General features: G+C 63.4%; 11 protein-coding genes. 7 read left to right on the forward strand and 4 right to left on the reverse strand.

Annotated elements, in window-relative coordinates; translation table 11 throughout:
- Positions 1-31 precede the first annotated feature (31 nt).
- Positions 32-286: a GlsB/YeaQ/YmgE family stress response membrane protein gene (locus B0G69_RS23640; RefSeq protein WP_111933499.1), complete on the reverse strand. Its 255-nt coding sequence runs from the start codon at positions 284-286 to the stop codon at positions 32-34.
- Between the two features lie 163 nt (positions 287-449).
- Positions 450-1,157 (reverse strand): MgtC/SapB family protein, encoded by a 708-nt coding sequence (locus B0G69_RS23645; protein ID WP_121321507.1) that lies wholly within the window; start codon positions 1,155-1,157, stop codon positions 450-452.
- A gap of 639 nt (positions 1,158-1,796) precedes the next feature.
- Here B0G69_RS23645 and B0G69_RS23650 point away from each other — a divergent pair.
- Positions 1,797-2,321 (forward strand): hypothetical protein, encoded by a 525-nt coding sequence (locus B0G69_RS23650; protein WP_121321509.1) that lies wholly within the window; start codon positions 1,797-1,799, stop codon positions 2,319-2,321.
- Positions 2,322-2,350: 29 nt separating this feature from the next.
- Here B0G69_RS23650 and B0G69_RS23655 read toward each other — a convergent pair whose 3' ends face one another.
- Positions 2,351-3,514 (reverse strand): metallophosphoesterase, encoded by a 1,164-nt coding sequence (locus B0G69_RS23655; RefSeq protein WP_121321511.1) that lies wholly within the window; start codon positions 3,512-3,514, stop codon positions 2,351-2,353.
- Between the two features lie 373 nt (positions 3,515-3,887).
- Here B0G69_RS23655 and B0G69_RS23660 point away from each other — a divergent pair, with 373 nt between their 5' ends.
- Entirely contained in the window at positions 3,888-4,229 is a 342-nt protein-coding gene (locus B0G69_RS23660; RefSeq protein WP_121321513.1) for a hypothetical protein, read from the forward strand.
- A gap of 58 nt (positions 4,230-4,287) precedes the next feature.
- On the opposite strand, the gene B0G69_RS23665 is transcribed toward B0G69_RS23660, so the two are convergent.
- Positions 4,288-4,872: a malonic semialdehyde reductase gene (locus B0G69_RS23665; protein WP_121321514.1), complete on the reverse strand. Its 585-nt coding sequence runs from the start codon at positions 4,870-4,872 to the stop codon at positions 4,288-4,290.
- Positions 4,873-5,031: 159 nt separating this feature from the next.
- Here B0G69_RS23665 and B0G69_RS23670 point away from each other — a divergent pair, with 159 nt between their 5' ends.
- From B0G69_RS23670 to yjfF, 5 genes are all read left to right on the forward strand, one after another.
- Positions 5,032-5,631, forward strand: coding sequence for an alpha-ketoglutarate-dependent dioxygenase AlkB (locus tag B0G69_RS23670; protein ID WP_121321516.1), 600 nt, complete (start codon positions 5,032-5,034; stop codon positions 5,629-5,631).
- A 213-nt stretch (positions 5,632-5,844) separates the two neighbouring features.
- Entirely contained in the window at positions 5,845-6,831 is a 987-nt protein-coding gene (locus B0G69_RS23675; protein ID WP_121321520.1) for an ABC transporter substrate-binding protein, read from the forward strand.
- 196 nt (positions 6,832-7,027) lie between these two features.
- The gene (locus B0G69_RS23680; protein ID WP_121321522.1) at positions 7,028-8,653 is read left to right on the forward strand and encodes a sugar ABC transporter ATP-binding protein; all 1,626 of its coding nucleotides are present in this window, start codon (positions 7,028-7,030) and stop codon (positions 8,651-8,653) included.
- A complete protein-coding gene (locus B0G69_RS23685; RefSeq protein WP_121321524.1) occupies positions 8,650-9,693 on the forward strand; it encodes an ABC transporter permease in 1,044 nt (347 codons plus the stop codon). Before B0G69_RS23680 ends, B0G69_RS23685 begins: the two co-directional genes overlap by 4 nt.
- The gene (gene yjfF, locus B0G69_RS23690) at positions 9,690-10,799 is read left to right on the forward strand and encodes a galactofuranose ABC transporter, permease protein YjfF (protein ID WP_121321526.1); all 1,110 of its coding nucleotides are present in this window, start codon (positions 9,690-9,692) and stop codon (positions 10,797-10,799) included. Before B0G69_RS23685 ends, yjfF begins: the two co-directional genes overlap by 4 nt.
- Positions 10,800-10,819 lie beyond the last annotated feature (20 nt).

A 10,819-nucleotide genomic window follows, 5' to 3' on the forward strand; every position in this document is an offset into this window, starting at 1 on the left:
CCCTGACGCGTTCGGACATCAAGTGCTGCGCTCAGCCGCCTCGTCGCACGAGTCGGATAAGAAACAATAGAATGACCGCGCCGATCACCGCGGTGATGATCGAGCCGATCCAGCCGCCGCCCAGCGAGATATGCAGCACACCGGCGAGCCAGCCGCCGATGAACGCGCCCACAATCCCGACAATGATGTCGACGATCAGGCCGAAGCCGCCGCCTTTGACCAGCACGCCGGCCAGCCAGCCCGCGATCGCGCCGATGATGAGCCATGCAATGATGCCGTGTTCCATATTCGAGACTCCAAGGTTGAGTGAGAGCAAATCACGCGGCTAGAGCTTAGTCGAAGATGATGGGACAGTCCATCTTGCGGACGCGGAATTGACATTGTTTGAATCTGTTGCCGTGTAAGTGTAGACGATGCATGCCGACATGGGGAGCATGACGAGTCGCGCGTCACTCTGGCGTCGGCTCCGCTTCGCGTGCCGTCCAGCTGACGCTGGACACGCTCTTTTCCATGCTGAGGCGGCTGGCCATCTGTTCGAGCTTCGATTGGTCTTTCGGATGCAGCTTGAGCGTCGCCGTCACGCGAATACGGCCGGGATCGCTCTCGACGTCTTCGCTCGTCAGGCTCTGGAACGACAGCGGCGTCGAATACATCGAGTTGGAGATGGCGGTGCGAATGTGGATCTCATCGGCCTCGCGGCAGACAACCGTCAAGACGTACTCGCGAATCAGGTCGGCGTTTGAAACCGGCGTCGCATTGATAGTACGGCTAACTTCGCGCAGCACCGTATTGGTCAGCAATACGACTGCCGTGCCTGCGAGCGCCGGGCCATAATGACCCGCACCGCACAACACGCCCACCGCCGCTGAGCACCATAGCGTCGCGGCGGTGTTGATCCCCTGAATGGAGCCTTTGTCGCGCATGATCACGCCGCCGCCGAGAAAGCCGACGCCGGAGACCACATACGCGGCGATCTGGGTGACGCCGGCCGTCCCGGTGCCGGTCAGTACGCCGAGCGTAACGAACAGGCACGCGCCGCTCGCGACCAGCGTAATGGTGCGCAGTCCTGCATTGCGCTGACGTATCTGCCGTTCAAGGCCGATGGCGACGCCGCAGGCGAAAGCGGCAAGCAGCCGCCAGACGAATTCGAGTGTCATCGTTCAGTAAGGTTGAAGCGCAGGTTCGCGCAGTGTGAATACGACGCGTGACAGCAGCGCGTCATGGGTCATGGACGCGCGTGGATCAGTCGTGGCGATGTACGCGAGCAACGGCTCGCGAAGCGTAAAGGCGTGAAGCATCGGCATGGCAATGCGCCATGCTGGGATTCACCCGCCAATGCGAGGGTAGTGAGCGAAGCGCGCCATCAGGCCCCGAAGGCAAGACGGCGGCAGATAAAGACTGACGCGGAAATCCTGCCGATCAGGCGAGCGGGCGAAGCGCAGCTCGGGGACGACTGCTACTGTCCAAGATCGTTATTCCGGTTAAAAAGAAGTGGCCGAATTTTAGGCGGCGGAGCGAAGGCAAGTCAAGCCGATTGAACGGGACGGCCGAATCCATTGCCAGTTCTTTTCTGAAATTTCCGGCGCCATCGGAGAACAACCCTTGCTCAAATGCGGACTCCGAGTATTGACGGACTCCATCCCGGAAAACAAACTGTCTGAACACTTCGGAACGTGTCCTGTAGTCGCACTGTTCAAATCAAGTTTGCTTTTCGTCGCTCTGTTTCGTGTTTCGCGTGGACCATTCATCAGCACGACGTCGGCGCTCTCCCGCTGTTCAGCCCAATCGAGGAATGTATGAAAGTCAAAGCTTCCGGTGTGATTGCCGGCGCATTGTTGGCGGTCGCTCCGCTGGTGTCGTTCGCCGTGGGCCTGCCCGCACCGTTCGAAGGCCGCAGCCTGTTGCAGGCGGACGGCGTCGTCAAATCGATCGACCAGACGAAACAGTCGCTGACCGTGCTCGACGCGCAAGGTGGCGAAGGCTCGTTCACCGTCACGGATGCTCGCAATCTCACGCAAATCCGGCCGGGCAGCAAGGTCCATATCCAGATGATCCGCAACGCGGTGATCCGCGTCACGGACGGCGGGGACGGTAAAGGCAGGCTCGCTCAGGGAGCGCGGCGCGACACGATGCAGAATGTGACGGCCGAAGTCACAGCGGTGGATCGTTCAGCCGGTGTGCTGGCGCTCAAAGGCGCAAATGGCTCGGTGTTCCATATCGAGAGCCGCACGCCGGCCGCGGTCGCCAATCTGGCGGCGGGCATGCAAGTGTCCGTGACGTATGCGCCGCAAGTGAGCGTGGCCGTGGCGCCAGCCCAGTAGCGGTCGCCGCCACGTTCGGCTCATTCAGCTCAGTCCGGCTCGCCGGGCACGAGCCGCAGGCGCGTAATTTCGGAAGGAGCGCCCAGGCGCTTCGGCGGTCCCCAGTAGCCGGTGCCTCGACTCGTGTACACCCACAATCCGTTCAGACGTGCGAGACCGGCCGTGAAAGGTTGCTGAAACCGCACGAAGAAATTCCACGGGAAGAACTGGCCGCCGTGCGTATGGCCGGACAACTGCAACGTGAAGCCCGCCGCCGCAGCCGCTTCGGCGGAGCGCGGCTGGTGGGCGAGCAGCACCTTGATCAGCACGTCGCCGGGCGCGCCCGCGAGCGCCGCGACGGGATCGCTGCGGTGCAAGGGGTCGTGATGGCCCGCCGAGTAATCGGTCACACCGGCAATCACTGCGCGCGCGCCGTCGTGATCGACGATCACATGCTCGTTAAGCAGTACGTTCAATCCCAGCCTGCGGAATTCGGCGATCCACGCATTCGCGCCGGCGTAGTACTCATGGTTGCCTGTCACGAGAAATGCGCCGTGACGTGCGCTGAGCCGTGACAACGGCTGCGTGTGTTTGGTCAGTTGCGGCACGCTGCCGTCCACCACGTCGCCGGTCACTGCGATCAAATCCGGCTTCAACCGGTTCACCGCGTCGACGATTGCATCCACATAGCGGCCTTTGATAGTCGGGCCGACGTGGATATCGCTGATCTGCACGATCGTGAAGCCGTCGAGCGCCGCGGGCAAATCGTCGATCGGCACCTCGATCGTTACGACCCGCGCGCGGCGACGTGCATTGAACAGCCCGATCAGCGTCGAGAGCAGCGCAAGCAACGGCACCGCTGCCGCTGAGCCCGTCCGCCAATGTGCGATCGCGATGGTGTTTGGCCAGATCGCATCCACAGTCAGCAGAGAGGCGAGTGCGAGGTCGCGCGCGAAGGTCAGCACCAGCAGCGACGAAAAGAAGCCCATCGCCAGCAGCCCAACCCATGCGAGCCGGTCGCCGAGCGGTTGCCGCTTGATGCTGCGCGCCATCATGCCCAACGGAATCAGGAAAATCGACAGCACGAGCCATAACACGCTCAACCAGCGGCCGGTGGTGTCGATCGGCATGTCCGGAATTAGACGCAAGCCGACGTAGATATGCAGCAGGATGCCAATCAGGATGATGCGAACAAGAAAGGATGAGCGGCGCATAAAGAGGATCAGGGCGGGAAGGGGCCGACACGGAGCAGAAGGGTGGCGGCGAATCGTCGGCGGCGATGCGGTTCGCGGCCGGGCGAACCATTCTACCGGCATGTACCGACGCGCGCCGGCAGCGCAAAATTACCCGGCACGACGCGCTCGATCCCCGTGCCTGAAGGCGTCCACAGAGTCGTGCATTGCAGCAATCGACACGTCTACAGAAAGCGGGTGGAAAGGCGCTGGGCAACCTAATTAAATGGGCTTTGAATGGTGTTCGTGTGTGGAGTATCCTCAAAGGGAACCGGCTCGTTTGACGGTCGCAACGGGGCCGCAGCGGTTCAGTAGCAATGGGTTATCGCCGGGCGAGGGCGGGGGGAGGCACATCATGAAGCTGCTCAGATCGAGCCAACAATTACACCACGCGCATCATGCGCACCACGTCGGATACGAAGGCAGTCACGTGATGCTGCCACTCGTCGTCATTTCGCTGATGGCAATCAGCGTGTACGTCAGCGTGCGCAACATCGACTTCTCCGAGCTAGGCAAGAGCGCGCTATTCGGCGTGGTGATGCTGTGCGTCGCGCTGGGTATCGCGGGACTGTTCGGCGTCGTCGGTGCCTGGTTGCGTTCGGGCTCGAGTTCGAGTGACGACGAGGCCAACGAGGGCTTCTGCTTTGTCGGCGCGTTGATCGGCACCGTGGTGTTCTACGTGGCGTTGCTCACCTGAACACAAGTTGGGCGCGCGGGCGGACTGTCCGCCGCGCGTTACACGAGCTCAGGCAACGTCACGCAATCCGGGCGGCTTCGTCGAACGAAAAGCGCGGGCTGCGCGCAAGCAGTCTCGACGGGTCGCCGTAACCGAGATTGATCAGAAAGTTCGCTTTCACGGCTGTGCCGGCAAAGAACGCGTCGTCGACTTTGGCCGCGTCGAAGCCCGACATCGGACCTGTGTCCAGACCGAGCGCGCGGGCAGCGAGAATCAGATAACCGCCTTGCAGCGTCGAATTGCGAAACGCCGTATCCGCGATCGCGCGGTCATTGCCGGCGAACCAGCTGCGCGCGTCCGCATGCGGGAAGAGTTTCGGCAGCTGCTCGTAGAACGCCATATCCATCCCGACGATTACGGTGACCGGCGCGTCCATCGTCTTGTCGAGATTGCCCGCGGACAACGCCGGGCGCAGCTTTTCCTTACCTTCCGCCGTCTTGACGAAGACGAACCGGGCCGGGCTCGAATTGGCCGAGGTCGGACCGAGCAGCGTCAGGTCGATCAGTTGCCTGAGGAGGGCGTCGTCGACGGGTTTCGGCAGCCAGCCGTTATGCGTGCGCGCCTCACGAAAGAGTTGATCGAGCGCCTGATCGGAAAGAGTCATGATGAGGGTCCGTTGAAATAAAAATGAAAGACGGGTGACAGACTGGAATGACACCGCAACGCGCCGGGGTGAGCGCATGCGTCGTTGCCGCCATAATAGCCAGGGTTTTCACGCGCGCTGGTTTTGCTCGCGCAATCGCACAGGTATTCAGGTAACGGTATGACCGATCTTTTCGACGACCTGCCGACGCCCGACGTCGACTGGTATCCCGACTGGCTCACGCCTGCCACGGCGGCGCAGGTGTTGATGCAACTGATCGACGAAGTGCAGTGGCGTCAGGACACGATGGGCACGCCCGCGGGCCGTGTCGCGCTGCCGCGGCTGACCGCCTGGCAGGGCGAACCGGATGCGGTGTACGTCTATTCGGGCATTCGCAACGTGCCGCAGCCGTGGACGCCGGCCGTCGCGCAACTGAAGGAGGCCGCCGAGGCAGTCTGCGGCACGCGTTTCAACAGTGTGCTGCTCAACCGCTATCGCAGCGGCGCCGACAGCATGGGCTGGCATGCGGACCGCGAACCCGAGTTGGGCCCCCGGCCGGTGATCGCGTCGGTTAGCCTGGGCGTCGCACGCACTTTCGACTTGCGGCACAACAAGACAGGCGTCGTGCAGTCGTTCTCGCTGAAGGGCGGCAGCCTGCTAGTGATGAAGGGCTCCACCCAGGCGGAGTGGCGGCACCGCGTGCCGAAGGAGCCGCGCGTGGCCGGCGAGCGCATCAATCTGACCTTCCGCTGGGTCACGCCGCGAGTGGCTGCACGCTAGTTCGCCCGCCAGTTTGCTTGACGATCCACTCTCACATAGCCGGGGCAAGCCGAACCCGCCCGCGATACCAGAATTGATATCGCCGGTGCGAATCATATGATTGGACGGTTAACGCGTCGCACAGTACGCTACATCACGATCCACGCACCATGAGGGCCGCGAGGGCTGGGCAGGTTCGCTGGGTCGTCTACACAACAACATCAGGAGACAGTCATGGCGAATACACGACGTGCCGCATGTCGTGCGTTGGGCGCGCTCGCACTTTCCGCAGGCATCGGCGCGCTGACGCTGGCCGCGCCCGGCGCTTATGCGCAGGACAAGCAGATCACGCTCGGTTTCGCGCAAGTCGGCGCGGAAAGCGCATGGCGAACCGCCAACACCGAGTCGGTCAAATCCGCCGCAGCGGACGCGAAGATCAAGCTCAAATTCTCGGATGCGCAGCAGAAGCAGGAAAACCAGATCAAGGCGATCCGCTCGTATATTGCGCAGAAAGTCGATGTGATCGCGTTCTCGCCGGTCGTCGAATCCGGCTGGGAGCCGGTGCTGCGCGAAGCCAAGGCCGCGAAAATTCCGGTGATTCTCACCGACCGTAACATTGACGTCAAAGACACGTCGCTGTACGTGACGATGATCGGCTCCGACTTCCTGGAAGAAGGCCGGCGCGGCGGTCATTGGCTCGAAGAGCACTACAAAAGCAGCCAAGGCCCTGTGAACATCGCCGAACTGCAGGGAACGGTCGGCTCGGCACCCGCCAATGACCGGCACTCCGGTCTGATGGAAGTGATCAAGAACGATCCCAAATTCAAGATCATCGCGTCGCAGAGTGGCGACTTCACGCTGGCCGGCGGCAAGCAGGTCATGGAAGCGTTTATTAAAACTTATGGAAATAAAATAAATGTAGTTTATGCGCATAACGACGACATGGCGCTCGGCGCCATCCAGGCGATGGAAGAGGCTGGTATGCATCCGGGCAAGGACGTCATCGTTGTGTCGTTCGACGCAACCAAGGGCGGCTTCCAGGCGATGGCCGCAGGCAAGATGAACGTCGATGTGGAGTGCAGCCCGCTGCTGGGGCCGCAACTGATGTCGGCGGTAAAGGATGTCGTGGCCGGCAAGCCGCTGCCCAAGCGCATCCTCACGGAAGAAACCGTCTTCCCGATGAGCGTCGCGGCGCAGACGCTGCCGACACGCAAGTACTGAAACGAAGTACTCAGCTATCCTCATGATGAGCGCCGCGTCACGGCGCGGAGAAGAGGAGACGCGCAGTACGGATAGATCGAACAGGTTTCTCCAGTGGTGCCTGGCCGCCCGGGCTGCTTCGGCAGCGGGCGGTCTCTTTTCAGATGGACGCCGCCGGAGCCTGCCGAACCCACGCATAGCCGATCGAGCGAGGTCCATGACCCATCCCGCTTTCGAACCGAATCAGCCGGCTATCGGTGCCCACGGCGCGAAGGGCGCAACAGGCGCCGCGAACGCGCCTGAACCCATTCTGGCCACCGCCGGCGTCAGCAAGACATTCCCCGGCGTGAGGGCGCTGCAAGGCGTCGATTTCCGTCTCTTTCCCGGCGAGGTTCACACGCTGATGGGACAGAATGGCGCCGGCAAGTCCACCTTGATCAACGTGCTCACCGGCGTGGTCGCGCCGGATGCCGGCACGATCCGTCTCGGCGGCGAAGTGGTGGCGTTCGCATCGCCGCAGGAGGCCGAAGCGGCCGGTGTCCGCACGCTGTATCAGGAAGTGAACCTGTGCCCGAATCTGTCGGTGGCCGAGAATATTTTCGCGGGCCGGCAACCGAGGCGCTTTGGCGCGATCGACTGGCCCGACATCAAGCGGCGCGCCCAGGCTGCGCTGGCGCGTCTCGACGTGTCGCTCGACGTCACACGCTCGCTCGACGCGTATCCGATCGCCGTGCAGCAGATGGTGGCGATTGCGCGAGCGCTGTCAGTCGACGCGCGCGTGCTGATTCTCGACGAGCCGACTTCGAGTCTCGACGACAGCGAAGTCGCGCAGCTTTTTAAAATACTTCGGCATCTTAAGCAATCGGGCATCGCGATTCTGTTCGTCACGCATTTCATCGAACAGACCTATGCGATTTCCGACCGCATCACGGTGATGCGCAATGGCGAGCGCGAGGGCGAATATCTCGCCCGCGATCTGTCCGCCGATCAACTGGTCTCGAAGATGGTCGGCCACGAGCGCATGAGCGCGCGTTTGCGCGAAGCCGCGCACGACGCGCAGGCAGCGCAAGCGGCGCACGAGTCTGACGAGGGCGTGCCGGCGTCGCAGGGTGCGCAGCCGTTCATGGAACTGCGCGGCGTCGGCCGGCGCGGCACGCTGCAACCGATCGATCTCGACGTTCAGCCCGGCCAGATTCTCGGCCTCGCCGGCCTGCTCGGCTCCGGCCGCACCGAAACCGCGCGCCTGCTATTCGGCGCGGACCGCGCGGACAGCGGCACGATTCTCGTCGATGGAAAGCCCGTGCGGCTGCGCTCGCCGCGCGACGCGGTACGCCACGGCATCGGCTATTGCGCGGAAGACCGCAAGAAAGAGGGCATCGTCGCCGAACTGTCGATCCGCGAGAACATCCTGCTCGCCTTGCAGGCGCGGCGCGGCTGGTGGCGCAAGATCAGCCGGCAGCGCGCGCGTGAACTGGCCGATCTGTGGATCGAGCGGCTCGGCATCAAGGCCTCGGACGCCGAACAGCCGATTGGCCTGCTGTCCGGCGGCAACCAGCAGAAGGCGCTGCTCGCGCGCTGGCTCGCCACCGACCCCAAGCTGCTGATTCTCGACGAACCTACGCGCGGCATCGACGTCGCCGCCAAGTTCGACATCATGGACCGCCTGCTGGCGCTGTGCGCGAACGGTCTGAGCATCCTGTTCATTTCGTCGGAGATCGGCGAGGTGCTGCGCGTGAGCCATCGCGTCGCGGTGCTGCGCGACCGCCGCAAGATCGCCGAAGTCGCCGGCAAGGCGTCGACCGAAGACAACATCTATCGACTCATCGCGGGGAGCGGCGAATGAAGCTATCGAACTGGTTCGCGCGCGACGGCGTCGAACGTCCGTTGATCTGGCCGTGCGTCACGCTCGCGTTGCTGTGCGGCCTGAATCTGTGGGTGAATCCGCATTTCCTGTCGCTGCGCATGCTCGACGGCCATCTGTTCGGCGCGCCGATCGACGTGCTCAATCGCGCCGCGCCGCTCGTGCTCGTCGCGATCGGCATGACGCTGGTCATCGCGACGCGCGGCATCGACATTTCGGTCGGCGCGGTGGTGGCGATCGCCGGTGCTGCCGCGGCCACGATTCTCGCGACGCAGCCCGTACCGAGCGCTGGGCTCGTCGCGCAGGCGCTGGTGGCGGCGTTGATCGTCGGCGTGTTGAGCGGCATGTGGAACGGCGTGCTGGTGTCCTTTGTCGGTATGCAACCGATCATCGCCACGTTGATCCTGATGGTCGCGGGCCGGGGCATCGCGCAGTTGCTGACGGCCGGGCAGATCATTCCGATCGGCGCGCCCGGCTATCTGTTCGTCGGCGGCGGCTACTGGCTCGGCGTGCCGTGTTCGGTGTGGATCGCCACGGTGGTGGTGCTGGCGACCGCGGCGCTCGTCGAAGGCACGGCGCTCGGGCTCTTCATTCGCGCGATCGGCGTCAATCCGGTGGCGACGCGTCTGGTCGGCTTGCGCTCCAAGGCGCTCGTGTTCGCGGTGTACGGCTTCTCGGGCTTGACCGCGTCGATGGCGGGCATCCTGATCAGCTCGAATGTGCGCAGCGCCGACGGCAACAATGCGGGCCTGCTGCTCGAACTCGACGCGATTCTCGCGGTGACGCTCGGCGGCACGTCGCTGCTCGGCGGCCGCTTCAGTTTTGCAGGAACGGTGCTGGGCGCGCTGATCATTCAGACGCTGACGTACACGACCTATTCGATCGGCGTGCCGCCTGAGGCGACGCTCGTCGTCAAGGCAGCCGTGGTGCTCGCGGTCAGCGTGATCCAGTCGCCAGCGGCGCGTGCTCTCGCGATCTCGTTCGGCGCGTCGATCTTCAAGCAACGCGGGGTGGCACGATGAAACGACTTCTCGATGCCCTGGCGCATGTCGTCGATCCGCGCACGTTGCCGATCGCCGTCACGATCCTGTTGTTCTGCGCGCTGTTCGGCTTTGGCTCGGTGATGTACACCGGTTTCTTCTCGTGGCAGGTACTGCTCGATCTGCTGGTCGACAACGCATTCCTGCTGATCGTCGCGATCGGCATGACGTTCGTGATCGTGTCGGGCGGCATCGATCTGTCGGTGGGCTCGGTCGTCGCGCTGACGACCATCGTCGAGGCGGTGCTGTCCGAACACATGCATCTGTCGGTGTGGGTGATCATCCCGATCGTGCTGCTGATGGGCACCGTGTTCGGCGCGGTGCAGGGCGCGCTGATTCATTTCTTCCGTCTGCAGGCATTCATCGTGACACTGGCCGGTATGTTCTTCGCACGCGGCCTGTGTTTTCTGATCACGACGCAATCGATCACGATCACCGATCCGACGTTCCAGAAGATCTCGGCGTTTCGTCTCGACATCGGCATCGGCTCGGTCACGGCGAACGTGCTGATTGCGATGGTGACGCTGCTGGCCGCGATCTTTGTCGCGCATTTCACGCGCTTTGGCCGCAATGTGTATGCGGTGGGCGGCAATCCGCGGTCGGCGCTGCTGATGGGTCTGCCGGTCGCGCATACGAGGATCGGTGTGTATGCGCTGAGCGGTTTCTGCTCCGCGCTGGGCGGCGCGGTGTTCACGTTCTATGTGTTGTCGGGCTATGGCTTGCAGGGGCAGGGCATGGAACTCGACGCGATTGCGGCGACCGTGATCGGCGGGACCTTGCTGACGGGCGGCGTGGGTTATGTGATCGGCTCGCTGTTCGGCGTCGGCATTCTCGGCACGATCCAGACGCTGATCACGTTCGATGGCACGCTCAGCTCGTGGTGGACCCGTATCGTGATCGGTGCGCTGTTGTGCGCGTTCTGTCTGCTGCAACGGTTGATCGAGCGGCACGCGAAGTCGGTGCGGCGGCCCGGTGGCACCGCCGCGGTCACGACGCCGGGGCATGGGCATGGACACGCGCATGGCGAAGCGTCGGCGACGGCGTCGGATTCGCAGGTGCTTGGGCGGGGAGCGCCGGAGCAGGCGTGAGGCGGGGCTGCGCACGCGGC

Source organism: Paraburkholderia sp. RAU2J (assembly GCF_003634845.1).
Lineage (GTDB): Bacteria > Pseudomonadota > Gammaproteobacteria > Burkholderiales > Burkholderiaceae > Paraburkholderia > Paraburkholderia fynbosensis.